The sequence below is a fragment of the Lysobacter sp. Soil_C_59 genome (assembly GCF_057656415.1).
In genome coordinates this window covers 1-25,547 of the sequence record NZ_JBDGKK010000015.1, presented here as the reverse complement: position 1 = coordinate 25,547, position 25,547 = coordinate 1, and the positions used below count along the sequence as shown (strand labels likewise).

22 protein-coding genes and 2 pseudogenes are annotated in these 25,547 nt (G+C 67.7%); 13 read left to right on the top strand and 11 right to left on the bottom strand.

Translation table 11 applies throughout. The annotated features are described in order from the left end of the window. Positions 1-137: 137 nt before the first annotated feature. The 3 genes and pseudogenes from AC3A3Q_RS18310 to sufT form a co-directional block, all read right to left on the bottom strand. Positions 138-368: pseudogene (locus tag AC3A3Q_RS18310) on the bottom strand (proprotein convertase P-domain-containing protein); the annotation flags it as partial. Positions 369-497: 129 nt separating this feature from the next. Then, a pseudogene (locus AC3A3Q_RS18305) lies at positions 498-2,210 on the bottom strand (S8 family peptidase); the annotation flags it as partial. A 443-nt stretch (positions 2,211-2,653) separates the two neighbouring features. Continuing rightward, a complete protein-coding gene (gene sufT, locus AC3A3Q_RS18300; RefSeq protein ID WP_487587589.1) occupies positions 2,654-3,211 on the bottom strand; it encodes a putative Fe-S cluster assembly protein SufT in 558 nt (185 codons plus the stop codon). 127 nt (positions 3,212-3,338) lie between these two features. Between sufT and AC3A3Q_RS18295 the strand changes: the two genes are divergently transcribed. Next, positions 3,339-3,758, top strand: a complete 420-nt coding sequence (locus AC3A3Q_RS18295) for a hypothetical protein (protein WP_487587588.1) — start codon at positions 3,339-3,341, stop codon at positions 3,756-3,758. 6 nt (positions 3,759-3,764) lie between these two features. Here AC3A3Q_RS18295 and pdxR read toward each other — a convergent pair whose 3' ends face one another. Further along, a complete protein-coding gene (gene pdxR, locus AC3A3Q_RS18290) occupies positions 3,765-5,201 on the bottom strand; it encodes a MocR-like pyridoxine biosynthesis transcription factor PdxR (RefSeq protein ID WP_487587587.1) in 1,437 nt (478 codons plus the stop codon). A 119-nt stretch (positions 5,202-5,320) separates the two neighbouring features. On the opposite strand from pdxR, the gene AC3A3Q_RS18285 reads away from it, so the two are divergent. Next, positions 5,321-5,833 carry a hypothetical protein gene (locus AC3A3Q_RS18285; RefSeq protein ID WP_487587586.1) on the top strand — a complete coding sequence of 171 codons (513 nt, stop codon included), beginning with the start codon at positions 5,321-5,323 and terminating at the stop codon, positions 5,831-5,833. Between the two features lie 10 nt (positions 5,834-5,843). On the opposite strand, the gene AC3A3Q_RS18280 is transcribed toward AC3A3Q_RS18285, so the two are convergent. The 5 genes from AC3A3Q_RS18280 to AC3A3Q_RS18260 all read right to left on the bottom strand — a co-directional run bounded on the left by AC3A3Q_RS18280 (position 5,844) and on the right by AC3A3Q_RS18260 (position 15,686). Further along, positions 5,844-8,348, bottom strand: coding sequence for a mechanosensitive ion channel family protein (locus tag AC3A3Q_RS18280; protein WP_487587585.1), 2,505 nt, complete (start codon positions 8,346-8,348; stop codon positions 5,844-5,846). Between the two features lie 185 nt (positions 8,349-8,533). Continuing rightward, positions 8,534-10,345: a S8 family peptidase gene (locus tag AC3A3Q_RS18275; protein WP_487587584.1), complete on the bottom strand. Its 1,812-nt coding sequence runs from the start codon at positions 10,343-10,345 to the stop codon at positions 8,534-8,536. 33 nt (positions 10,346-10,378) lie between these two features. Beyond that, a complete protein-coding gene (locus AC3A3Q_RS18270) occupies positions 10,379-13,315 on the bottom strand; it encodes a YadA-like family protein (protein ID WP_487587583.1) in 2,937 nt (978 codons plus the stop codon). Between the two features lie 173 nt (positions 13,316-13,488). Next, a complete protein-coding gene (locus tag AC3A3Q_RS18265) occupies positions 13,489-14,505 on the bottom strand; it encodes an AraC family transcriptional regulator (protein ID WP_487587582.1) in 1,017 nt (338 codons plus the stop codon). A 158-nt stretch (positions 14,506-14,663) separates the two neighbouring features. Further along, entirely contained in the window at positions 14,664-15,686 is a 1,023-nt protein-coding gene (locus AC3A3Q_RS18260; RefSeq protein ID WP_487587581.1) for a helix-turn-helix domain-containing protein, read from the bottom strand. Between the two features lie 208 nt (positions 15,687-15,894). Between AC3A3Q_RS18260 and AC3A3Q_RS18255 the strand changes: the two genes are divergently transcribed. The 6 genes from AC3A3Q_RS18255 (at position 15,895) to AC3A3Q_RS18230 (ending at position 20,233) form a co-directional block, all read left to right on the top strand. Beyond that, positions 15,895-16,920: an AraC family transcriptional regulator gene (locus AC3A3Q_RS18255; protein ID WP_487587580.1), complete on the top strand. Its 1,026-nt coding sequence runs from the start codon at positions 15,895-15,897 to the stop codon at positions 16,918-16,920. A gap of 103 nt (positions 16,921-17,023) precedes the next feature. Then, a complete protein-coding gene (locus AC3A3Q_RS18250; protein WP_487587579.1) occupies positions 17,024-17,746 on the top strand; it encodes an RNA polymerase sigma factor in 723 nt (240 codons plus the stop codon). Positions 17,747-17,759: 13 nt separating this feature from the next. Beyond that, entirely contained in the window at positions 17,760-18,104 is a 345-nt protein-coding gene (locus tag AC3A3Q_RS18245) for a hypothetical protein (RefSeq protein WP_200606553.1), read from the top strand. Between the two features lie 103 nt (positions 18,105-18,207). Beyond that, the gene (locus tag AC3A3Q_RS18240) at positions 18,208-19,143 is read left to right on the top strand and encodes a helix-turn-helix transcriptional regulator (RefSeq protein ID WP_487587578.1); all 936 of its coding nucleotides are present in this window, start codon (positions 18,208-18,210) and stop codon (positions 19,141-19,143) included. After that, on the top strand, positions 19,131-19,664 hold the full coding sequence (locus tag AC3A3Q_RS18235; RefSeq protein ID WP_487587577.1) for a hypothetical protein: 534 nt from the start codon (positions 19,131-19,133) through the stop codon (positions 19,662-19,664). Before AC3A3Q_RS18240 ends, AC3A3Q_RS18235 begins: the two co-directional genes overlap by 13 nt. Positions 19,665-19,756: 92 nt before the next feature. Beyond that, positions 19,757-20,233, top strand: a complete 477-nt coding sequence (locus AC3A3Q_RS18230) for a hypothetical protein (RefSeq protein WP_487587576.1) — start codon at positions 19,757-19,759, stop codon at positions 20,231-20,233. Between the two features lie 78 nt (positions 20,234-20,311). Here AC3A3Q_RS18230 and AC3A3Q_RS18225 read toward each other — a convergent pair whose 3' ends face one another. After that, positions 20,312-21,718 (bottom strand): NAD(P)(+) transhydrogenase (Re/Si-specific) subunit beta, encoded by a 1,407-nt coding sequence (locus AC3A3Q_RS18225; RefSeq protein ID WP_487587575.1) that lies wholly within the window; start codon positions 21,716-21,718, stop codon positions 20,312-20,314. Continuing rightward, a complete protein-coding gene (locus AC3A3Q_RS18220; protein ID WP_200606563.1) occupies positions 21,715-22,029 on the bottom strand; it encodes an NAD(P) transhydrogenase subunit alpha part 2 in 315 nt (104 codons plus the stop codon). The genes AC3A3Q_RS18225 and AC3A3Q_RS18220 overlap by 4 nt, the downstream gene beginning before the upstream one ends. A 155-nt stretch (positions 22,030-22,184) precedes the next feature. Between AC3A3Q_RS18220 and AC3A3Q_RS18215 the strand changes: the two genes are divergently transcribed. From AC3A3Q_RS18215 to AC3A3Q_RS18195, 5 genes are all read left to right on the top strand, one after another. Continuing rightward, positions 22,185-22,535: a hypothetical protein gene (locus tag AC3A3Q_RS18215; RefSeq protein ID WP_386700301.1), complete on the top strand. Its 351-nt coding sequence runs from the start codon at positions 22,185-22,187 to the stop codon at positions 22,533-22,535. 48 nt (positions 22,536-22,583) lie between these two features. After that, a complete protein-coding gene (locus tag AC3A3Q_RS18210; protein WP_487587608.1) occupies positions 22,584-23,174 on the top strand; it encodes an RNA polymerase sigma factor in 591 nt (196 codons plus the stop codon). Continuing rightward, on the top strand, positions 23,171-23,560 hold the full coding sequence (locus AC3A3Q_RS18205) for a hypothetical protein (protein WP_487587574.1): 390 nt from the start codon (positions 23,171-23,173) through the stop codon (positions 23,558-23,560). Before AC3A3Q_RS18210 ends, AC3A3Q_RS18205 begins: the two co-directional genes overlap by 4 nt. A gap of 16 nt (positions 23,561-23,576) precedes the next feature. Continuing rightward, positions 23,577-24,089: a DUF3106 domain-containing protein gene (locus tag AC3A3Q_RS18200; protein ID WP_487587573.1), complete on the top strand. Its 513-nt coding sequence runs from the start codon at positions 23,577-23,579 to the stop codon at positions 24,087-24,089. Positions 24,090-24,193: 104 nt separating this feature from the next. Then, on the top strand, positions 24,194-25,315 hold the full coding sequence (locus AC3A3Q_RS18195) for an NAD(P) transhydrogenase subunit alpha (protein ID WP_487587572.1): 1,122 nt from the start codon (positions 24,194-24,196) through the stop codon (positions 25,313-25,315). Positions 25,316-25,547: the final 232 nt, after the last annotated feature.

Here is a 25,547-nt window from a genome sequence, read left to right as displayed (position 1 = left end):
GGAACGACGGCTTTGGGATGGAGACCGGAAATGAAAATGCAGGAGCGTCGCCCTCCCGCAGACCGAAACGCACGTAAAAAAGCGCCCCGGCAAAAACCGGGGCGCCCATGCGTGCGCGCAACTGACAGCTCGTCAACTCAGAACGTGACGCTCCAGCTGTTGATGTAGCCGGTGTCGCCGCCGGCGTTGTCGTTGACGCGCAGCTTCCACGTGCCGTTGAGCGGTTCGCTGGAGAGATTCAGCGTGACCGTCTTGTTGACGTTGTCGGCACTGCCGCCGGTGCGGTTGTGGATGTTGTAGAGCGAACCATCCGGCGCAACCAGGTCCACCTTCAGGTCACCCTGGTAGGTGTGGACGATGGCGACCGTCACCGAAGCGTTGCTCGGCGCATTGCCGCTGCGGCCCGAGACCGTGATCGGACTGTCGACGGTGGCGTTGTCGCTGATCGTGAAGTCGGCCGTGTTGCTGTAGGTCTGCGTGCCGCCGCCACCGGTGGTGTAGCTGCCGGTCAGCGACAGGCCCGAGTACGCCGCATAGCCACGCACCAGCACGTAGTACTTGCCGGTCTGGGCAGTGGCGATGTTGCAGGTCTCGGCGTTGCTGCTGCCTTCGGACTTGCAGTCGAACGAGGTCGTGGTCGGCGCGCTGCCGAACTTCACGTACAGATCGGCATCACCCGAGCCGCCGGTGGTGACGAACTTCAGGCCGCTGGCACCGGCCGGCACGTCGAGTGAATACAGCTTGTCGCTGCCGGCGGCACCGCTGACACCGGTCACGGCGACGCCGTTGGTCAGCGGCGTGGCGGTCGGCGGCGGCGTGGTGCCGTTGGTGGCGTCGACCACGGCCTTGGCATTGAGGATGCCAGGGCCGATCGGCTGCGACGGCGTCGACGGGAACGCGGTGACGTTGCCCTTGATCAGCGTCTCGACCTGCGCCGGCGTCTTCGGCGTGGTCGCCACCGACTGGATCAGCGCCACCACGCCGGCGACGTGCGGAGTCGCCATCGACGTGCCGTTGTACGACGCGTAGGTTTCGCTGCCCGGCGTGGTCGCGCCGGTGTTGAGCGTGGACAGGATGTTCGAGCCCGGCGCGGCGATGTCGATCAGCGAACCGTAGTTGGAGAAGCTCGAACGCGCACCGGTGCTGGTGATCGAAGCCACCGCGATGACGTTGCTGCAGTTCGCCGGCGAAGCGTTGGAGACATTGGTGTTGTCGTTGCCGGCGGCGATGACCAGCGTGGTGCCGCGACCGACCGCGCCATTGATCGCGGTCTGGGTGGTGCTGCCGCAGGCGCCGCTGCCGCCGAGGCTGAGGTTGATCACTTCGGCCGGATTGGCATTGGCCGGAACACCGCTGACGGTGCCGCCGGACGCCCAGGTGATGGCGTCCGCGATGTCGGAGTCGTAACCGCCGCAGGTGCCGAGCACGCGCACCGGGACGATCTTGGCGCCGTAGGCGACGCCGGCGACGCCCTTGGCGTTGTTGGTCACCGCGGCAATGGTGCCGGCGACGTGCGTGCCGTGCCAGCTGGAACCCTGCGCGGCATGGGAGCCACCGCACTGGTTGGCGCTGACCCAGTCGCCCGGATCGCTGGCATCGCTGTCGCGGCCGTTGCCATCGTTCGACACCGCGGTGTCGATGATGAAGTCGTAGCCGGGCAGGATGTTGGCGTTGAGATCGCTGTGGTTGGTGATGCCGGTGTCGAGCACCGCGACCACCGCGCCGCTGCCGTTGGTGACGTCCCAGGCCAGGTTGGCCTTGATGCCGTAGGTGCCCGAATAACCCCACTGCTCGCTGTAACGCGTGTCGTTGGGGGTCAGCAGCGGCTTGTTGAGCTTGTCGACTTCAACGTACTCGACGCTCGGATCGGCGGCGATCTGGCGCATCAGCGTCTCGGCTTCGACGCGGTCGAGCTTGCGCGCGGCGCGCACCACGTCGGCACCGGTGGCGATGCGGCGGACGTGGGTCAGGCCCACGGCCTTGCCGGCATTACCAAGCGCACTGCGCATGGTGGCGGCGTTGGTCTGGGCGGCACTGCCGTCCTTGTACTTGACGATGAAGCGGTCGTTGCCGGTGTCGGCCTGCAGGCCGGAGAGATTGACGCGGGCCTGCTGCGCCAGAGCGGGAGCGGCGAAGCCGGAGGAGATGGCCAGGACGGTTGCTACGGAGAGTGCGTGCATGCGGATGCGACGCGATTGACGATCGGACATCGGATGGAACCCCCAAAGTCATGAACTTCGTAATGGTCGGGTCCGGCCTGCCGATGCGGGTCACGTCACCGCGAGCAGCAGCTCGCTGAGGATCGCCACGCCGGGGCCGGGCTCGTTCGGCGGTCCGCCACGTCGAGGTGGCGGCCGTTGGTGCCTGGAGAGCAGCCCCCTCCGCTCTCAAACCAGCTCAACGCAGCGCTATCGCGCTCCCCTACCGCTGATCGAATGAACAGGGTCGGCACAGTGAGGGAAATGAGCAGCCCGTCGCGTTCAGGTTTGGGAGGGCCCGATTCAGGGGCGGCGCGAAAGGCAACGTCCATGGGTCCCCGCCTTCGCGGGGATGACGGATTTGGGGCGATCGGGTAACGAAATGCCGGAGCGTCGTCCGACGGGCCGGGGATTGCGAAGCACTGGGCCATGGATGGCCCACGCCAGAAAAGCGATCAGAACATCCCGGTTTCGAGACGCGCCGCTTCCGACATCATGTTGCGGTTCCACGGCGGGTCGAAGACCAGATCGACGTCGGCTTCGGCCACGGTCGGGATCATCTCCAGCTTGTCGCGCACGTCGGCCACCAGGATGTCGCCCATGCCGCAGGCCGGCGCGGTGAGGGTCATGCGCACCTCGACACGACGCTTGCCCGGCTGCTCCGGATGCGGCTGGATGCTGGCCTCGTAGACCAGCCCCAGGTCGACCACGTTGATCGGGATCTCCGGATCGAAGCAGGTGCGCAACTGGCGCCAGACCAGTTGCTCGACCGCCTCGTCGTCGGCGCCCTCGGGCAACTCCAACGGCTCTGGCGGCTCCTTGCCGATGGCGTCGGCGTCCCGCCCCGCGACGCGGAACAGGTTTCCTTCGACGAACACGGTGTAGCTGCCGCCAAGGCCCTGGGTGATATAGCCGATGCTGCCCGCGGGCAACGTCAACTGTTCTCCCTGGGGGACCATGACAACGGCGCAATCGCGCTCGAAACGGACGGGTTCGCTGTTGCGGGAATACATGCCGGAAAGATTGGGGTGCCGCGACGTGGCACAAGGCCGACAATTCTACCGGTGTGCGGACCCCGGCATGCGCACCGCCCGTGGCGGCCCGGCTATGCTGTTGCATTGACCGTCCCCCGAGTAGTCGATGACCCCACCCTCCCCGCCTGCCCGCCGCGCCTCGTGGTTTTCGTGGTTGCTATTGCTGCTGGGTGCCTGCGGGTTTGCCGCGGTGTGGGTCCTGCTGAGCCTGTACACCGGCCGCCAGAACGGCTGGATGGCGGTACTGGGCGCCCTGGACATCGCCCTGATGCTGCGCCTGGGCGGCTGGCGCCCCGGGTTCGGACGGATGCTGGCGGGCGTGCTGGGCACCGCCGCGATAGTGATCGCCGCCAACTGGTTCATCACGGCGACCCAGCTCGGCGCCATGCTCGGCCTGCCGCCGTGGGAGTCGGCCGTGCGCCTGGGCGTCCACCACGCCTGGATCCTGGTGCAACTGGCCAACGGCGTCGCCGACCTGGTCTGGATCACGGTCGGCCTGGTCGCCGCGGCCCTGCTCTCGCGCTGAGAGCCTCTACGTCGACTCGTCCAGGCAGGTCTCGAACAGCGCCACCGCCTCGTTGATCTCCGCCACCGACAACGCACCGAAGCCCAGCAACAGACCGGCACGGTCGGGCGGGTCCAGGTAGTAGGGACGGATCGGATACAGCCCCAGCCCCAGGCTGCGGGCGCGGGCGATGAAGGCGTCGCCCTGCTCGGCATTGCGCCCCTTGAGCCACACCACCAGGTGCATGCCGGCGCGCGAGTCGTTGATCTGCAGACGACCGTTGCTGCAGCGCTTGAGCCCGTTGAGCAGGGCCGCGCGGCGTTCCTTCAGTGTTTTCCAGGTGCGGCGCAGGTGCCGCTCGAACCCGCCGTCGCCGATGAAACGCGCCAGCGCCGCCTGCTCGATGCCGCACGAACCGAAGTCGTCCTGCCACTTGGCGTTGACGAAATCGCCGCGCAGGCCCGGCGGCACCACCGCATAGCCCAGCCGCAAGGACGGAAACATCACCTTCGAAAACGTGCCGACGTAGATCACCCGCGCGCTGTCGTCGAGCGAGCGCAGCGCCGCCAACGGCCGCGCGTCGTAGCGGAATTCGCCGTCGTAATCGTCTTCCAGGATCCAGCTGCCGTTGCGCCGCGCGTAGTCGATCAACGCCAGGCGGCGCTGCAGCGACAGCACCGCGCCGCTGGGGAACTGGTGCGACGGCGTCACGCAGACCAGCTTCGGCGCCGGCAGCGGCAGGTCGTCGCAGATCAGTCCCTGTGCATCGACGCCGACGGTGCGCACGTTGGCGCCGTGGATCTGCAGCGCTTCGCGCATCGCCGAGTAATGCGGCTCTTCGAGCACGACCTCGTCGCCCGGGTCGAGCAGGACACGTGCGGTCAGTGCCACGGCCTGCTGCGTGCCGTGCACGATCACCACATCCTCAGGCTGGGCCTGCACACCGCGGCGCCGGCCCAGGTAGTCGCAGACCGCTTCGCGCAGTGCCAGCAGCCCCTGCGAAGGTGGATAGGTCGGCGACGTATAGGCCGCGGCGTGCGCCAGTTCGCGCGACCAGGCGCTGGTCAGCGCCGGATTGGTCAGCGGCACGCCGTACTGGAAGGCATAGCGGATGCCCGGAATGCTGCGGCCCGGGATGCGCAGGTGGTCGTGGATGACGCGCGCACGCCGCGCGAACTGCGACTGCGCCGGCAGGGGCGCGTCGACGCCGTGGATCGGCCTGGCCGACTGCACCGGTGGCGTGACGTAACTGCCGGATCCGACGCGCCCGTCGACGAAACCCTCCGCGCGCAGCTGGTCGTAGGCGGCCAGAACCGTATTGCGCGAGACGCCCAGTTCACGCGCCAGCTGCCGGGTGGCCGGCAGGCGCGCACCCTGGCTCACGCGCCCGGCGAAGACGGCACTCTTGAGGGCGCGAGTGAGCTGCGCGTGCAGCGGACCGCGTCCGTCGAGTTGCAGGTGCATGGCCGGCCTCCTGGAGGGGCGTGGCGGATTGGCCCCATTCAAGCGTGCGGAATTGGACCTTGCCAGTGCCACTTTGCCACGGCTCCATAGGGCCAATCCCGTGCGAATGGACCCCAGCCATGAAAGTGCCCGCCCGTGACCCCGCCTCCGCCACCTCGGTTGCGTGGGAGCGCCCCGCCGCCTGGGCCTGGATCCTGATCGGCGGCCTCACCGTCGGCGCCTTCGACCTGATGTTCGCGATGATCTGGTGGGCGCCGCTGGGCACCTCGCCGATCCGCATTCCGCAATCGGTCGCCGCGTGGGTGATCGGCCGCGATGCCGCCTTCGCCGGCGGCGCGGCGACGGCACTGTTCGGTGCGGCGCTGCACTTCTACCTGATGACCGCGATCGTGGCGATCTACCACGTCGCCAGCCGCGGGCGCCCCTGGCTGCTCGAGCATCCGCTGCGCAACGGCGCGATCTACGGCGCGCTGTGCTACGTGCTGATCCACGTCATCGCCGTGCCGATGTTCTCGGCCGCGCCGCCGCGTCGCTTCCTGCTGGACTGGTCGATCGCCTGCCTGCTCGCGCACATGCTGCTGGTCGGCGTTCCCTGCGCGTTGTTCGCGCGCAGGTGGCACGGCGCCCGGTAGCCACGCCTCACTAAGACGACGGTTCGTCCGTTGCCGCATCGCCGTCGAGCGCCGGGGCGGGTCGACTGGCAGTCGGCCCCGCCAGCATCGCGCCAACTTCCGCCGACATGCTGCGCACATGCACATCCTGCTGCGGGAACGGCATCTCGATGCCCGCCCCGCGCAGCGCCGCGTGCACGCGCGTCATCAGTTCGCTGCGGATGCCGGTCCAGTTTTCGAAGTCGTAGGTCCAGGCGCGGATCGCGAAGTTGAGCGAGCTGGCGCCCAGGCCGGTGAACAGCACCACGGGCGCCGGCGTGCGCGCCACGTGTGGCGTGTCGGTGGTGACCTTCGTCAGCAGCGCGATCACCTGTGAAGGCTCCGAGCCGTAGCCCACGCCCAGGTCGATGTCGATGCGCCGGCTCATGTCGAGCAGGGTCCAGTTGGTCAGCTTCTCCGACAGCAGCGTGCCGTTGGGCACGACCACGTCGGCGCCGTCGAAGGTCTTGATGGTGGTGGCGCGCATGCCGATCTCGCGCACGCGGCCGGCGGTGCCTGTGATCTCGACCACGTCACCGGGCTGGATCGGCCGCTCGAACATGAGGATCAGGCCGGAGACGAAGTTGTTGACCACGTTCTGCAGGCCAAAGCCGATGCCGACGCCGAGCGCGCCGAACAGGAACGCCAGTTGCCCGATCTTGAAGCCGGCCGCGGCCAGTGCCACGACCAGGCCGATCAGCAGCAGCGCGTAGTAGCTCAGCGAAGCCACCGAGTTGCCGACGCCGCGCGGCAGCGACATCTTCGACAGCACCTGCTCCTGCAGCACGAACCGGACGATGCGGGCGGTCCAGAAGGCGATGAACACCGACACCGCGAACACCAGGATGTGGCCCAGGCTGATGGAGATCTCGCCGAACTTGACCGCATACGTCAGCACCGATTCGACCACCGCGTACACCGGCCGGAAGATGCGGAAGCGGCTCATCGCGAAGGCGATCCAACCCAGCACCGCGGCGATCTTGAGCAGCTTGTTGAATCCCTGCAGGATCGGCGCGGCGTGCTCCCTGGCGATGCGGAAGCGCGAGGCGCTTCGGCGCGCGATCAGCAGTTGCAGCAGCGTGTTGAACACGTTGATGCCGGCATACAGCACCAGGCCGAGGTAGCCGCTGTCTACCACGCCGGCGGTCAGCATCTCCGCCAGCGAGACGTTGCCGACGATGTTTGATATCGCCGACGCGGCCAGCAGCACCGTGGCACCCCAGGCGATCGCATGGATGATCCGGCTGATCCGCGCCGCCGGATCGTCGGCCGACAGCGGCTTGCGTGAACGCCACAGCAGCCAGAGCATCAGCGCCATCGCCAGCAGCGTCAGGCCGAGGTAGTACCAGCGGTACATCAGCTCGCTGGCGAGGAAGACGAAGCCCAGGCGCTCGAGCAGGTACAGGCCGGTGGCGACGAACGGCCAGAATCCCAATAGCCGCTTGCTCTCGGGCGGCAGCAGGCGCAGCACCGGCACCAGCGCGATCAGCATCGCGACCTGGTGCGCCAGCAGCGGCGCATCGGGTTCGAACACCAGCACGCCCATCATCGACAGCAGGATCCACGACGAGATCGGCCGGCGCAGAACCCGGTTGGAGGCTTCGCTCTCAAGTCCGGTCGGCGCCTGCCTGCGCGTGCGGAAGCTGATCCAGACCAGCAGCGGCAGCAACAGGATCTGCAACCAGTGCAAGGCGCGCTGGTTGCCCAGGTCGGCCGCGCTGTACTGCGTGACGAACCGGCTCTCGATCTCCAGGCCGGTGAGGATCGAAGCGAGGGTCGACTCGCCGCTCGCGTCAGCGCGCTGCGCCGCCCATAGCGGTGGTGCATCCAGCCGTATTAGTCGACTGTCGATGTAATCGATGGCCAGGTTGACGGCCTTCTGGCCGGCCACTATCCGCGCCTCCACCGCATTGCCGCGGCGGCCCAGCGCGATCTGTTTTTCCAGCGGCGCCGACAGTGCCTGCTCGGCCTGCTTGAGTTTGGCCACGACCGACTCGATGCGGTTGTCGAGGGCGTTGGCGAGGCTGCCAGCCTGCGCGGCGACCTTGGTCGCGTCCCAGTCGGCACGGCGACGTGCCAGCTCGGCGGCATCGTCGCCCGATGGCGCGCTGGCCTGGCGCAGGTCGGACTGCCAGCGCGCGTACTGGCGGGCATCGAACTTCCAGTGCCGGTCCAGGCTTTCCAGGCGCATCACCGGAAGCGTGCGCAGGTCCTTGGAGACGAACAGCTTGGCCTTCTCGTTCACCGAGCGCTCGATGGCGGCCAGGCGCGGAGCCAGGTCTTTCGTCAGGTCCGAAGCGGACGCCCTCAACATCACGTCCTGGGCAAAACGCTCGTCGTCGTCGGCGCGGTTGGGAATATCGGCAATGGGTATCGCCGTGGGCCCCTTGTCCTTCGCCTCGACCAGCGCCGGTGCGGTCTGCGCCGATGCGGCCGGAATGGCGAGCAGGCCCGACAGGCACAGGACGCAGGCAAGCAGGGTGGAAATGCGCGACATCGTGACTCCAGGGCGTCTGACGAGTCCGCTGCCCTGCACCTTCCGGGGCAGTTGCGACACGGATACTGCGGCAGAGCAAACCCCAGTGGCGCGGCAGCGTCAACGCTTCATGCCAACGCCGCGCTTTCACGCCGCCATCACGACGGTCGCTGCGGCCAGTCGAAGCGACTGGCCGCAGCAGGCACTTACATCGTCGATGCCTTCACCGACACGCCAGTGAAGGTGCTCACGCCCAGCACCTTCACGTAGTACGCCCCGGCAGCCGGTGCGTTGATGGTGATGGTCTGGTTATTGCCCGGGCGCTGCGAGATTGCGTCGTAGCCGGTCGTGGTGGGCTCGCTGCCGTTCTTCACCAGCAGCTTTACCTGGCCGATGCCGCCATAGGTGATCACGTTGAGGCGAGACCGTCCCGCCGCCACCGGGAACACATACGTGTAGCCCTCGTTGGCGTTACCGCGCAGGCCTGGCTTGGCGACGCCGTCGGACAGCGGCTGGCCGCCAGTCCTGGCCACCACTACCGCGGCACCGGCATCGACGATGCCTGAACCCAGCGGCCGGTCCGGGGCGGTCGGGAACGGACGCGCGGTCTGCTTCAGCAATGCAGCCAGCTCGGCCGGCGTCTTCGGCGTGGTCAATGCGCTCTGCACGATCGCCGCGACGCCGGCGACATGCGGCGCCGCCATGGACGTGCCCACCATCGCGCCGTAGCCGGCAACCGTCGGCACGGTCGCACCCATGTTCACCGTCGACCAGATATAGCCTTCGATCTGCGTGGCGCCGTCGTTGACGCCACCACCCGGAGCGGCGATGTCGATCCGCGTGCCGAAGTTGGAGTAGCTGGCGCGACGACCGCTGATGCCCGTGGAGCCGACGGTGATCACGTTCTGGCAGTTGGCGGGCGAGTGTGACGAGACGTCGCCGTTGTCGTTGCCGGCAGCCACCACGATCGTGGTTCCGCGCGAGACCGCACTGTCGATCGCCGCCTGCGTCGGTGCACTGCAGGCACCGTCGCCGCCCAGGCTCATGTTGATCACTTCGGCCGGGTACGCGTTATCCGGCACACCGTCGACGTGGCCGCCGGAGGCCCACACGATCGCGTCGTTGATGTCGGAGTCGTAGCCGCCGCAGTGGCCCAGCACGCGCACCGGCACGATCTTCGCATCGCGGGCGACGCCGGCCATGCCAATGCCGTTGTCGGTGACTTCGGCAATCGTGCCGCTGACGTGGCTGCCATGCCACGAACTGCCGCGCTGCGGACTGCCGCTGTAGCACTGGTTGGCCTCGATCCAGTCTCCGGTGTCGGCGCCGCCGGCGACGCGGCCGTCAGCCTGACGGCCCGATACTTCGTGATCGACGATGAAGTCGTAGCCGGGAAGCAGGTTGCCGGCCAGGTCGGGATGCTCGGTGACGCCGGTGTCGAGTACGGCAACCACCACGCCCGCTCCGGTGGCGCCGGCATCCCAGGCCGCCTGTACGCCGGCACCGCCCACCGGATGGTTGAAGTGCCACTGATGCGTGGCGAAGTTCGGATCGTTCGGCGCCGAGGTGGCCTGGCGCAGGCGATCGGGCACGACATACTCGACCGCGGGATCGGCGGCGAGCGTACGCATCATGTTTTCGGCATCGACAACATCAAGCTTGCGCGACATCCGCACCAGGTGGGCGCCGCTGCCGGCCAGACGGCGAAGGTGGCGTGCGCGCGGAGCAGCGATGCCTGCGCGCGCGGTGACCGAGCGTGCAGCAACGGCATCGACGGCGCGCGTGAGTTGCGCGGCATCGGCCTGGGGCACTCTGCCGTCACGGTACTTGATGATGAAACGGTCATAACCGGCGCTGTTGCCGGTCTTCGCACCGGTATCGGCGCGCACGATGGTGGGCTTGCCGGCGGCGGCGGAGAGGGCGGTGCCGGTAGCACCGGCGACGAGGATGGCGGCAAGCGCCACCGAAAGATTCTTGCGCTGCATGATCAGGTTCCAGAAGTGATGTAGGTCGGTCACGGAACGGGCGTCGGATGACGGCGCCCGTGCGGGTTACCAGCTGAAGCCGGCACCGGCGCCGACACTGGAGTCGTCGCTGGTGAAGGCGGTGCCGGCGGACACGCTGGCGCGGTTGTTGTTGAACGCACGCTGGTAGCCGACCGAAATCGCCGCTTCGCTGCCATAGGTGCCCACGCCGACACCGACGCGATTGACGCCGGACAGGCCCGAGGTGTTGGCCGACATCTGCGCCATCGCCGCGCTCATCGCACCCACGCGCTGGATCCGCTCGTCCTGCTTGACGAAGCGGCCATTGACGGTGTCTTGCCAGTCGTCCAATGCCTGGAAACGCGAGTCGGTATAGGCGTTGGCCTGTGCCAGCGTCTGCGTGGCCTGGCTGCGCACCTGGGCGACGTTGGCCGCGTCGGTGTCAGCGCTGCCGGCAGCGACGTTGGCGATCTGGCGTTCGCCGCCGACGGTGCCAACCGACACCGTGTTGGCGCGATCGGCGAGCGAACCCTGACCGAGGGCGACAGCGCCGGTTGCGACCGCATCTACCGTGGCGCCCTGGCCCAGCGCCGTTCCACCGGCCGCCTGCACCGACGCGCTTTCGCCTACTGCCACGGCGTTGGTTGCCGCTACGGCGGTCGTTGCGTTGGCGCCGACCGCCGTGCTGCCATCGGCCTCGACGCGGGCGTTGCCGCCCAGCGCGGTGTCGTTCGGACCGGCGGCAAACGCGCTGTTGCCGATCGCAATGCCATTGCTGCCATTGGCACTGGCGGCCGAGCCCATCGCCACGGCCTTGCTGCCGGCGGCAACGGAGGCCTTGTCGGTGGCGTCGCCGTTGCCGTCGACGGAGATCATTTCGTACTCGCCCACGGCGCCCCGCAGGCTGTCGATGTCGCTCTCGACACTGCCCAGGCGGCCGTCGACATCGTCGATGCGGGCATTGGCGTCGGACAGCCCCTGCGTGACCCCATCGACGCGACCGTTGGTATCGGCCAGGCCCTGTTCGACGGCATCGACGCGAACGCCTGCATCGCTCACGCCCTGGGCGATCTGGTCGACCCGGTCCTGCATGCCGTCAATGCGCGAACCTGCATCGACCAGCCCCTGGGCGAGGCCATCGACACGCGTGCTCACGTTGGCCACGCCCTGGCGAAGGTCCGCGGTGGCGGCGTTGAGCTGGTTGACGTTGACCGCGTCGGTGCCGTTCTTGCCGGCGGCGACGTTGGTGACCTGGCGCGCGCCGGCGGTGCTGCCAACCGAGACTTCGCCAACCGAGTTCTGCCCGACCAGATAGCCGGTGCCATCGGTGTAGTTGCTCATCGCCCCGACGCTGGTCCGCGAACCGGCACCCAGCGCAACAGAGTTACGGAAACTGACCGTGCTGCCCGCACCCAGTGCCATCGCATCAGCTGTCGCCGCGGTGACCATGGCGTTGGCGCCCAGCGCGATCGATCGGTCGCTGCCGATGCCCGTCGATGCGCCGGCCACGCTGGCGTTGGGTCCAAGTGCCATCGCATCGGCGGCGTACAGAACCTGGGCGCGGTATCCCATGGCGACTGAGTTGAATGATTTCATCGCACTGAAGTCGAGGGAGTCCGCAACGTAGCCCGGTGCGGTCGGATCGCCACCTGTGCCGCCCTTGGGCGAAGGCGGCACATCCAGCACGACTGCGCTGGCGCCAAGGGCCAGGCTCTGCACGCCGACGGCGGTGGCGGATGCACCCACTGCGGTAGCCGCCTGGCTCGCCCCTGACGCCGAACCGATTGCGGTGCCGTTGGCCGTGTAAAGGTACTCGCCGAAGATCGTCGCCGGTGCCTTGGTCTGGACGTAGAAGGCCGTTATGGCCCTCTGGCCCATCACCGTATTGTTGCTGCCTGGTGCAACGGCGCTGTAGCCAATGGCAATGGAGTTGGCGCCAATGCCTGGCGACAGACGCGCGTTCTGGTGGTATCCGGCCCAGTTTCCGATCGCGATTGCGTTGTCGTTGTAGGCCTGGGAGTTGGCGCCCAGTGCCACCGAGTTGTACCCCTGCGCGACCGAGGCGAAGCCAATGGCCACCTGGCCGAATGCGTCGACTCGCGTGTTGCTGCGCACGACGTTGGTGTTTGCGTACAGCGGCAGGTAGCTGGCAGTGGTGGATATCGGTCCAATGGCGACACTGTTGCCGCCGCCAGCCAGCGCCAACGTGCCGATGGCGGTGGTGTTGGGAGCCGTTGCCACCGATGACAGGCCAAATGCGATGGAGTTGTTACCGGAGGCCGCCGCGGAGTTGCCAGCGGCGATCGCATTGGCGGCATTTGCCGTCGCAGCGTTGCCAATGGCCGTTGCGTTGTCGGCACTGGCACTGCCGCCGGCCAGGGCGAGCGAACCGGCGCCAGTGGCGGTACTGCCGGCACCGAACGCCGAACTGGCGTTTCCGGCGGCATTGGCATTGCTGCCGATCGCGGTGCTGTCGTCGCCTTCGGCAATGGAGCCGGAGCCAAACACGCTGGCATTGGTGCCGGCGGCAGACGCGTTGAATCCCGCGGCAGTGCTGTTTTCGCCCAGCGCGAACGTGCCCGTGCCCAATGCGGTGCTGTTGAGCCCGCCGGCCCAGCTGTAGGCGCCGAACGCCGCAGCGTTGTCGGCGTCGGCCACTGCGTAGGCGCCGCTGGCGGTACTGGCGTTGCCCGAGGCCTGGCTCAGGGTGCCCAGCGCAGTCGAAGCCGAACCGCTCGCACTGGACTGGGTGCCGACGGCGGTGGCTTCCTCGCCGCTGGCCTGCGCTTCGGTGCCGATCGCGGTGGACCGTGCACCGGAGGCCAGGGCATTGACGCCGCAGGCGACGGCTTCGGGATCGGTGGCAGAGCCGACCGGATTGCCCGAGGAGTCGACGCAGAACGACTGCGCGCTGGCGATCGCGGGCACGAGACCCAGGGCGAGGAAAATGGCGTGCGCCAGGAGCGCCGGGCGCGGGCGACTGGCAGCGGAAAGCAGCTTCATGAGATCTCCAGCGACGGGACTGGCCACGTCGGTTCGGTTGCATGGTTTGTCGGGCATGCGTCGCAGGTCCCCCGGAACGCATGCTTTCAGCCTATGCAGCGAAGATCGGCGTGGATTTGATCGCCGGTCCCATCGTTTGACCGTGCGTACCACCCGCACGCCTGAACAGGCGATCAGTTCGTTTGCGAATCCCTGACCTGTCCTGGCGTAACGCCGAAGCGCCGCTTGAACAGTCGGGTGAAGGCGTGCAGGTCGATGAAGCCGTGCTGATAAGCGATCCGGCCGATGTTCGCCTGCGCCGGCGATGCGGCCAGCGCGGCACGGCAACGCTGCAGGCGGGTCTCGCGCAGATAGCCCATGACGGTCAGTGAGCTCGCGGCGAACAACCGGTACAGCGTCGTTCGTGAACAGGCCATCGCCGTTGCCACTTCGTCGACCGAAAGGTCCGTGCGATGAAAATTGGACCTCAGATAACGCTGGGCCTTGACCAGCGGACTGTCGCGGTCGTCGTGAGTCGGGCCGACCCGTAAAGGGGGACTGGACAGCCCCAGCATGGTCATGTCTACCAGCGACTGCAGGGTGCGTTCGCGGGTGGTCGCGTCGAGATCGCCGCCACGCGCTGCCAGCAACCGCAACATTGCCTTCAGCGGCTTGGCGATCACCGCATCATTGATCGGAATTACCGCGCGGGTACCTGCCGCCAGGTCCGGACGCATCCTCCTGCATTTCTCGGGCAACTGCAGGCACAGGTCGCTGTGGGCACTCCACTGAACTTCCCTGACCGCGGCGGTGTCGAGCAAAAACAGATCGCCACGCCCCACCTCCACAGTGGCGTTGCCTGCGCACGCTTGAATGCGTGCCCGACCCGACAACAGGAACACCAGCCGCAACCGGGCCCGGGCCGCGTCGAACGGGCGGACAACGGCCGCCATCGCCCGACTGTGAAGGAAGCGGGCATCGCCTTCGCCCAGGGCACTGTACTCACAGACGAACTGGCGCGGCCCCGGTTTGCTGGAAACCGGTTGCAGGTCCCAGTTGTAGCGCTCGCGCGCCACGATGCGCCATTCCTCCAGCCAGGTCGGCGACGAACTTCCACACGAGCCATCAATGGCTCCCAGCAACGATGCGGGTGTGCGTTGCGCGGTCGAACCGCTCCATCGGATCACCGATCCTGGCTTGTCTGGCTCCATAACGTAGGTCGCGGCGCCTGGCTGCTCGGCACGGCAGTTCCGGCACTTCAAGGTGGCGGGCCAATGGCCCGGACACCTAAAGAGTCAGCGCACCGGGGCGGACCTTCCATGGGGTTTTTTCTCTTGGTGATGCGTCCCATGGAATAACCGGACAATCATCATTGGCCCTGTGACGCCCTCGCCTGACCCGGGGTCATTCCGAATCGACGCTTGAACAAACGCGTGAAAGCATGCAGGTCGACGAAGCCGTGGTGGAACGCGATCTGGCCGATGTTCGCCAGCGGCGGCGCTGCGGCCAGCGCGGTACGACAGCGCTGCAAGCGGGTCTCGCGCAGGTAGCCCAGAACGGTCAGCGACTGCGCGCAGAACAAGCGGTAAAGCGACGTGCGCGAGCATCCGACTGCTGCGGCCACTTCATCGACCGACAAGTCGTGACGACGGAAATGCGTTTGCAGGTACATCTGCGCCTTGGCCAGCAGAAGGTTCTGGCCGCTACCGCTGTCGTCGCGGTCAGCGGCCGGTGCGCGCAGCGCCATCACCGTCAGGTCGACCATGGTCGACAACATTCGCGCACGCGCATCCTCTGCCAGTTCACCGCCACGCGCTGCCAGCAATCGCAGTTGTGCCTTGAGCACGTTGGACAGGACCGGATCGTCGACGGGGATCACCGCACGACCGGACCGGCAATCTCCGTCTTCCGGCAATGGCAACCCCTCACGCACCGGCAATTGCAGGCACAGATCGGAATGCGCAGTCCATTCGGCGTCCCTGACCGCACTGGTATCGAGAAGGAACAGGTCGCCCTGACCGACTTCCGCCTGCTCGTCATGGGCGCTGATTCTTGCCTTTCCAGACAGCAGGAAAACCAGGCGGAGGCGCCCTTGAGCCGCGTTGAATGGCCGCACGCGGGCCGCCATCGCGCGGCTGTGGAGGAAGCGCGTGTCACCATCGCCCCAGGCGCTGTACTCGCCAACGAAATCATTGGCACCGGCGCCGTCGGCCTGCGGTTGCAGTTCCCAGTTGTAGCGCTCGCGGGAAACCTGGCGCCACTGATCGAAGGTGAAACGCCTGGCCCCATCGCCGGCAGGCAGCTCGCTGCCGGCCGATGCCCCACGATGGGATCGCCCCGGGGCTTTGCCGTGGCTGCGTGTTGCTTCAGATTTCCGGACCCCTGGTGCCATCGAACTGCCGCGGCCTGCCTCTTCGTCAGCGACAAGGAGGACCGGCGCGCGGATCAACCACGTCTTCGAGCCACGGGCTCGCCAGCGCTGATTAGCGCAGTACCGGGCAGCGGCGGCTTGTCCTGACGCGCCATCGGCTTGCCATCACGCGACAATCATCGGCGGATGCGTATTTGCCACGCTGTTGCAGCTGCAATCGGTTCCCGTCGTGGCCGGACCGCTGATCCGCATTACTGCCCTGACCCGGTTCCGCGAGCTCGTTCACGAGCTCGGCGGCGACCCGGAGGCGCTGCTGCGCCGTTTCAGTATCGCGCCCGAACTGCTCGACGTGCATTACGCGATGGTGCCGATGCTGTCGCTGGTGCAGTTGCTCGAACACACGGCGTCGGAACTGGACTGCCCGGATTTCGGCCTGCGCCTGTCGCAGCAGCAGGACTGGAACATCGTCGGCCCGGTGGCGCTGATCGCGCGCAACTCCCCCGATGTCGGCGCGGCGCTGGACGATTTCGCGCGCTTCATCGGCTTCTACAGTGCCGGCACCGTGTTCGGGCTCGACCGCACCAGCGAGCCGGACGCGCCGCGGCTGACCTACCACTTCGAGCTGGGCAGGCCGACAGGACCGAGCCGGCACGCGGTGGAACGCGCCCTCGGGCTGATGCATCACGTCGTGGGGATGTTGCTGGATGATCGCGCCTTCCACGCCCGTACGGTGCTGTGTCGCCATGAACCCGCGCTGCCCCAAGTGCTCTACCGAAAGTACTTTGGAACCCGGGTGCTGTTCGGCCAGGAGATAAACGCCCTGGTCCTGACCCCGGAGCAGATCGCCCGACCCATCGATCGTCACAACCGGATGATGCGGGCGTTCCTCGTCGACTTCGTCAGCCGCGAAATCGACCAGCAACCGCGCAACGTGCGCGAGCATGCCACCGCATCGATCGATCGCCTGCTGCCGACCGGGCGATGCTCGCTGATCAGCGTGGCCGAGCAACTGGCCATGCACTCGCGCACGCTGCAACGGCAACTCGCCGACGACGGCCTGACCTTCGAGGCATTGCTGGACTCAGTGCGCCGCGACCGCGCCCTGAGTTACCTGGCCGAACCGGCCATGCCAATGACGCAGATTGCCGGCCTGTTGGGATTCCGGGAACAGAGCTCGTTCAATCGGGCCTGCCGCCGCTGGTTCGGTCAGACGCCGCAAGCGCGGCGGCAAGCGCTGCGCGCGGCGACGACTTGACCTGGAGGCACTCCGGGCATCTCATCGGCGGCACCCGGGAACCTTTTTCTCCCTGCCGCGTCTGCGCAGTCGAAGCGAACCCCTATCAGGAGAACCACCCACCATGGCGCCGGCCGGCACGCTCAGATCCATCGACTACGGTTTGCTGGCCGACGTCGAGCTGGCGACGCTGGTCCAGCGCGGTGATCGCGAGGCCTTCCGCCAGGTCATGCAGCGCTGCAACCAGCGCGTGTTCCGCATGGCCCGCAGCGTGGTGGGCAGCGATGCCGAAGCCGAGGACGTCGTCCAGGAAGCGTATCTGCACGCGTTCGAGCACATCGCGACCTTTCGCGGCGAGTCCTCCCTGACCACGTGGTTGACCCGGATCGTCCTCAATGGCGCCCACAGCCGGCTCCGTCAACGCCGCAGGACGGTCGAACTCGACCAGCTCGACGCCATGCACAACGCCGGAGACCGTGTCGTGCCCTTTCCTTCCAGGTTCGGCAACGAGGATCCCGCAGCGGCTGCATCGCGCGAACAGGTGCGTCGCCTGCTCGAACAGGCGGTGGACGGCTTGCCCGAATCCTTCCGCATCGTATTCATCCTGCGCGACATCGAAGGCTGCTCGGTCGAGGAGACCGCGAGCACGCTTGCACTGCGCGCCGAAACCGTGAAGACGCGCCTGCATCGCGCCCGGCGCCTGTTGCGCACGGCATTGAACGACACGTTGGCGGCCACGCTGTCGGATGCCTTCCCGTTCCTGGGATCGCGTTGCGAACAGATGACCGCCAGGGTGATGGCCAGACTCGAGGGCGTTGATGCGCCCGACCACCGTTCCACCGACTGAAGAGGATCGCGCCATGTTGAAAGCAGCCCTGATCGTGTTCGCAATCGCCGCCATGGGCGGACTGTTCCTGGCATCGCATGTCCTGCGCGGCCGACTGGCGCCCTGGGTGGTCTCGGTCATGCACGCATTGCTCGGTGCCACCGGACTGGTGCTGGTGATCATGGGCGTCGGGCAAGGCGGCGCGCCGGCGCTGGCTACCGGGGCGTTGGCGATACTTGGCCTGGCCGCGCTGGGTGGTTTCTATCTTGCTTCGATCCACCTGCGCGGCAAGGTCGCGCCCAAGGCGGTCGTGTTCGTGCACGCCGGCGTGGCCGTGACTGGCTTCCTGGTGCTGCTCAGCGCGGTGATTGCGAGGTAAGGCATCGGCGCCGCCCCCTCCGCCCGTTCACGGGAATTGGCTCCGTTGATCCACGCAGGAGTGGCTCTCCAAACAACTGTTTCAGACCGATAGCGTGGTGCCATTGGCGCGTGACCGAGCGCGCCGCACCAGCGAGACCGTCATGGCCCTGCGCTATCACGCACTTTCCGCTTCCTCGCCGTTGCCGGTCGCCGGCGACGAACAATGGCTCCAGCTGACCGCGGCCAGCGACGAGGGCCTGCGTTTGCCGCGCGACTGGATCTCACTGCTGCTGCCATTGCGTGGTGATCTGCAACTGCAGGGAAGCGATTGCCAGTGGCAGCTCCGCAACGGGCAGGCGCAGCTGTGGTGCGGGGGGCCACTTTCGGCGCAGGGTACGCATGGCTCGCTGTGGCTGTGCCTGGGCGGCCATGCCGCCGCCTGGGCGCAGCACTTCGGCAACGCCCAGGCGCTGCATGAACAGCTTCCGTGGCAGCACACGGCACCGCGACTGCTGCGCCGGCAACTGCTGCGCCTTGCTCGCGGCGTTCGTGACGGCCAAGCCCCCGCCGACGAGGTACTGGCCATGCTGCTGGGTGATCAGCAACTGGCCATCGCCGCGCGCCTGCCGCGCTGTCGCGGTCGCAACAGGTCGCACCGGCGCCAGACCCTGCTGCGCCTGCTGCACGTGCGCCACCTGGTGCGCTGCCATGTCGATGCCGACGACGAATCGGAAGCGGCGATCGACCTGGCCTGGCTGGCCGATCGCGCCCACTACTCGTCCGGCCACCTGATCCGCATCCACCGCGAGGTCTTCGGCGAAACGCCATCGGAGTACCTGGCGCGGCTGCGCAGCGCGCGCGCCTGGCGACTGGTACGCGAAACGGCGATGCCCGTGGGCGAGATCACGCAGGCGCTCGGGTTCGAGAGCCAGAGCGCGTTCTGCCGCGCGTTCAAGCACACCTTCGGCATGACCGCGACGCAGGCACGCCGGATTCAGACCGCGTCAATTCCCTCAAGCCACGACATTGCCGCGGAGGCGACACCATGCGCGGCCTGAGCATCACCATCGAACCTTCGGTGCAGCGGGCGCTGACCTGGATGCTACTGGGCGGCCTGTGCGCGGGAACGCTCGACATCCTTTTCGCCACGGGTTTCTGGGCACTGCGCGGCGTTCCCCCGCAGCGGATCCTGCAGAGCGTGGCCGCAGGCGTGCTCGGCAAGGCCAGCTTCGGTGGCGGCAGTGCGAGCGCGATGCTGGGTCTTTTCCTGCATTACCTGATCGCCATCGCCATGGCCGCTGCCTACGCCATGGCCGCGCGCGATGTCACCGCGCTGCTGCAGCGCCCATGGCTTTACGGCGCCTTGTACGGGCTTGCCCTGTTCGCGCTGATGAGTTTCGTCGTCGTGCCGCTGTCGGCCGCGCCACGCAGCGGTGCGCCGCAGCCGCTGTGGATCGCATCCAGTGTCGTCGCCCACATCGTCCTGGTCGGCTGGCCGTGTGCCTGGTTCGCGCGGCGCGCCTGGCTGGGCGCATGGGGATCGCCGCCGTTGGCGACGATGCTCGAACGCCCCGGCTGATCCGCTTCGCTTCACGCCCGGCGCGCATTGATGCTGACGTCGGCGGAGACCGGACGCGCCCCGGCCCCGCCCCAAACGCAACGGAGACTGCAATGAACCCCATCGCTCCCGGCCTGCTCGTCCTGCTCACCCTGGCCACCGCACCGGCTTACGCGCACGGCAACAGGTGCAAGAAGGTCCACGCCGACCTCGTCGAGGTTTCGTCAACGCAAGGCTGTAATCCTGGCCTGGCCACGTGCTTCCTTGGCGAAGTGGACGGCAATCACGGCCTGCGCGGCGTCACCCACTTCAACGGCGACAGCGGTGCCGCCGGCCCGGCGACGTCGCCCGGTTTCATTTCCTATAGCGGCCCGTTCGAGTACCGCCTCGAGAAGGGCTCGCTGACCATGCGCGAAACCGGCGTCACCACCTCGGGCCCGGCCGCGGGCGTGGTCACCGCGTACCAGAAGATCGTCGCCGGTACCGGCGAGTTCGCAGGCGCCACCGGCTACTTCTTTGTCAGTGGCCTGAAAGATGGCCACGGCATGATCGACACCTTCATCAACGGCGAGATCTGCTTCCAGAAGTGATCCGTCCAGCAAGGGCCTTCCCTCACCCCACCCTCTCCCGTGCACGGGAGGGGGTCTTTTTTTGCCGGCATGCCCGGCTCAGTGCCCGCCGCCGTCCAGCGCCTTCAACTCGCTCACCAGCGCGCTGGCCATCTCGGCACCATCGCCATAAAGCATGCGCGTGTTGTCCTGGTAGAACAGCGCATTCTCGATGCCGGCGAAACCGGTGCCCTTGCCGCGCTTGATGACGATCGTGTTCTTCGAGTTGGTCACGTCGAGGATCGGCATGCCGTAGATCGGCGAGGCCGGATCGGTCTTGGCCACCGGGTTGACCACGTCATTGGCACCAATCACCAGCGACACATCGGTGTTGGCGAACTCCGGATTGATGTCGTCCATGTCGGCGATCAGATCGTAGGGCACGCCGGCCTCGGCCAGCAGCACGTTCATGTGCCCCGGCATGCGCCCGGCGACCGGATGGATCGCGAACTTCACCTTGACCCCGCGCTCCATCAGCTTCTGGCTGAGTTCCCAGATCTTGTGCTGCGCCTGCGCCACGGCCATGCCGTAACCGGGCACGATCACCACGCGCTCGGCATAGGCCATCATCGCCGCGACATCGCCGGCCTCGATCGGCTTCTGCGTACCGCTGATTTCCTGCGCCTGCCCGCCGCCACCGAAGCTGGAGAACAGCACCCCGTGGATCGGTCGGTTCATCGCCTTGGCCATCAACTGCGTCAGCAACGTACCGGCCGCACCGACCATGGTGCCGGCGATGATCAGCGCCTCGTTGCCGAGCACATAACCTTCAAACGCCACCGCCAGACCGGTCAGCGCGTTGTACAGCGAGATCACCACCGGCATGTCGGCGCCACCGATCGGCAGCGTCATCAGCACGCCCAGCGAAAGCGCCAGCACGAAGAAAGCGATGATGGCCGACGTGCTCAGCGTATGAACGGCGATGCCGCCCATGACGATCATCGCCACAAAGACGGCCAGGTTGAACAGTTGCTGCCCGGGGAACACCACACGCTTGTCCAGGCGCCCATCCAGCTTGGCCCAGGCGATCACCGAACCCGACAACGACACCGCACCGATCGCCGCACCGACGACCGCCAGCACCAGCGACGTCATCGACGGCGCCTTGCCCTCGCCGGAGAAACGCAGCAACTCGACCGCACCGATCGCCGCTGCCGAACCACCGCCCATGCCGTTGTAGAGCGCGACCATCTGCGGCATGTCGGTGATGGCGACCTTCTTGCCCGACACCCACGCCAAGCCCGTGCCGATGCCGAGCGCCAGCACGATCAGCGCCAGGTTGTGCAGGCCCGGCAGCAGGAACGTCGCCACCGTGGCGATGACCATGCCCAGGCCGGCCCAGCGGATGCCACTGCGAGCGGTGACCGGCGAGGCCATGCGCTGCAGGCCCAGCAGGAACAGCGTGGCAGCGACGAAATAACTGGCGGCGGCGATCCAGGCGAAGGTGTTCTGCATCGCGCCGCTCATGCCTTGCCTCCGCTCTTGGCGGAGCCGGGCTTGCGACTGGCCTTGAACATTTCCAGCATGCGCTCGGTGACGACGTAGCCGCCGGCGGCATTGCCGGCGCCCAGCAGCACGGCGACGAAGCCGATCGCCTTCTCCAGCGTCGTGTCGGCATGGCCGAGCACGACCATGGCGCCGATCAGGACGATGCCGTGGATGAAGTTGGACCCGGACATCAGCGGCGTGTGCAGGATCACCGGCACCCGCGAGATGATCACGTGGCCGGCGATCGCCGCCAGCATGAAGATGTACAGCGCTACCAAACCGTCGCCCATCATCCCTACCCCATCTCGATGTCTCCCGCATCATAACCGTGGATGAACGCGGCGCCAGCGTCGTTTGCCGACGGCTGTCAACCGGAGCGGCCGCCGGGCGTTGTCTCCCCCGAAGGACGGGCCAAGACGGGTCCGCCAGACCGGGAGAGACCGCAATGAGGCATGCAGCACTGAAACGCACGCTGTCGGCTGGACTCGCTATCACCCTGCTGCTCGCCACCGCCGCGGCATTCGCCGGCGACCGGGGTGACCGGGTCGAACGGCGCCTGGACCGCAAGGGCGACCGCATCGATGCCCGCCTGGACGCCCGCGGCAACCGCATCGACCAGCGCCTGGACCGCCGGGCCGCCTGGCAGGACGCGCTGGGCCATGACCGTCGCGCCGCCCGCCTCGACCGCAAGGGCGATCGCATCGAGCAGCGCCTGGACCGTCGCGGCGACCTCGCCGATGCGCGCTGGGACCGCCGTGGCAACCGCTTCGACGCACGCTGGGATCGTTGGCATTAAGCCGGGCCCCGTATGCTGCGACGCGTGAGCCGCGAACCCGACGACGACGTGCTGGCCGACACCCCGGCGCAGGCACATGTGCGCGCCGCCTCCAGCGAGGAGGCGGTCGCGCGCTTGCCGGCGTCACTGGAGGAATTCCTGGCGGGCGTCGGCACCCGCGCGTTCCGCTTCGCCGAAATGGGCCTGCGCCAGCGCGACGACGCCCTCGATGCCGTGCAGGACGCGATGATGAAGATGCTCTCCTACCGCGAGCGTCCGGCCGAGGAATGGACGCCGCTGTTCTGGAGCATCCTGCGCAGCCGGATAGTGGATGTGCAGCGCCGTCGCACGTTTCGCCTGCGCTGGCTGATGCCAACGCCGGCTTTCGACAAGGATGGGCGTGACGACAGCACGCTGGACTGGGCCGACGACGGCCCCGATCCGTCGCGCATGTTCGACGGCCGCGAAGCCTACGCAAAGTTGTCCGAGGCGATGGCAAAGCTGCCGCGCCGGCAGCGCGAGGCCTTCAGCCTGCGCATCCTGGAAGAACTCGACGTCGCCACGACCGCGCGGGCGATGGGTTGCAGCGAAGGCGCGGTCAAGACACACCTGTCGCGCGCACGCGAAGCGCTGCAGCGGCAACTGGAGGACTGGCGATGAGCCACCACGAGCAAGACGAACACTCTTTCGACCAGGCCATGCGCCGGCTGCACATCCAGGCCGTTGACCAGGTCTCGCCGGCGACGCGCGCGCGCTTGCGTGTCGCCCGTCAGGCGGCGACCACCCCGGCGGCGGCGCGCGAGCATCGCCGCGGATCGGGCTGGATGCTGGCAACGGGCTTCGCCGCGGTGTCCGCGCTGGCGATCGGCATGCTGCTGCGGCCGTCACCGCAGGCACCTGCCATCAACTCGCCTGCGCCCGCCGTGGCGGCGGCGACCAGCGCGACGTATGACGCCGACACGGCCCTGGCCACGCTCGACGAGAACCCCGACCTCTACCTCTGGCTGGCTTCGAACGACGATGCCATGCCTGCATTGGACCAGTGACATGCGGAGCACCGACATGCGTAGCGTTTTTCCCGTTTCTCCACCCACACGTCCCCGACTGACGCGCGTGGCCGCGGTGCTTGCGCTGCTGGTCGCCGCCGCGCCGGTGTTCGCCGCGCCCGTGCTTGCCGAGAACCCGTCGAAGGACGTGGCCGCCGTGCCGGCCAAGCCGCTACCCACCTGGGAGCAGCTCACCCCGGCCCAGCGCGAACAGCTGATCGCCCCCGTGCGCGAGCGCTGGAACGGCCAGCCCGAGGAGCGCCAGCGCATGCTCGATCGCGCCGAACGCTGGCAGCAGATGACACCCGAGCAGCGCAAGCAGGCCCGCCACGGCATGAAGCGCTGGGAGCACATGAGCCCGGAGCAGCGCGAGCAGATGCGGGCCCTGTACGCCAAGATGCGCGGCATGGACGAGACGCAGCGCGCCGCGCTCAAGGCGCAATTCCGGGCGATGACGCCCGAGCAGCGTCGCGCCTGGGTGCAGGCCAACCCTGCCCCGCCCGAGAAGGACGGACCGCCGCAGCGCTGAGCAAACCGGGCCCCTACACGCTCCGTCGGGCCGAGGCCCCTCCCACAGTCGCCAACGGGCGCGCTCGTGCTCTAGGATGCAGCGATCAGGTTCTGGAGCGGAGCATGGCGGGCATCACCATTGGCGTTGCAAGCGAAACCGCAACCGGCGAACGCCGTGTCGCAGTGACCCCGGAAACCTGCAAGAAACTCGTCGCCCGCGGCGCGCGCGTGCGCGTGCAGCGCGGTGCCGGTCGCGCGGCCAGTTTCGACGACCAGGCCTACGCCGATGCGGGCGCCGAACTCGCCGACGATGCGGCTTCGGCCTGGAACGATGCCGATGTCGTGCTGTGCGTGCAGCCGCCGGCTGCGCAATCACTCAGCGCATTGAGCCAGGGCACCGTCCTGGTCGGACTGCTCGCACCGCAGGGCGATGCCGCTCGCGGCGAAGCGATCACTGCACGTGGGCTGCTCGCCTTCCCGCTAGAGCGACTGCCGCGCACCACGCGTGCGCAGGCCATGGACGTGCTCAGTTCGCAGGCCGGCATGGCCGGTTACAAGGCCGTGCTGATCTCCGCGCAGCTGGCGCCGCGCTTCTTCCCGATGCTGACCACCGCCGCGGGCACGATCCGTCCGTCGAAGGTGCTGATCGTCGGCGCCGGTGTGGCCGGCCTGCAGGCGGTGGCAACGGCCAAGCGCCTTGGCGCGCAGGTCGAAGGTTTCGACGTGCGCCCGGAGACGCGTGAACAGATCGAGTCGCTGGGCGGCAAGTTCCTCGACCTGGGCGTGAGTGCCGCCGGCGAAGGCGGTTACGCACGCGCCCTCACCGACGAAGAGCGCGCCGAACAGCAGCGTCGCCTCGGCGAGCACCTCAAGGGCATCGACGTGATCGTCTGCACGGCCGCGGTACCGGGCCGTCCCGCACCGAAGATCATCACCGCGGCGATGGTGGCCGGAATGAAGCCTGGCAGCGTGATCGTCGACCTGGCTGCGGAGACTGGCGGCAACTGCGAACTGACCCGCCCGGGCGAAACCATCGAGAGCAATGGCGTGACCGTCGCCGGCCCGCTCAACCTCGCCAGCAGCGGCGCGGTGCACGCCAGCGAGATGTATGCGCGCAACGTGCTCAACTTCGTCAGCCTGTTCGTGACCGAAGAGGCCTCCCGCGAAGGCCGCCTGGCGATCGACTGGAACGACGAGCTGCTGGCGCGCACGGTGTGGCCGGAGCGCGCAGCACCGCAGGCGTAATCGAGGCATCGGCTCGGACCTGGCGAGGCCCACGCGCCCTGACATCGTCATCCCGGCGAACGCCGGCCTCAACGCATCCACTCCATCACGTCATCCCGGCGAACGCCGGGATCCAGACTGTCACGCGTCCAGTCCTGTCACCGTCATCCCGGCGCACGCCGGGATCCATCTTGACGTTGCTGTGGCCTCCCCAGGCTTCCGCCTTCGGAGCGGCGTCGTCCGCAGGGGCGGG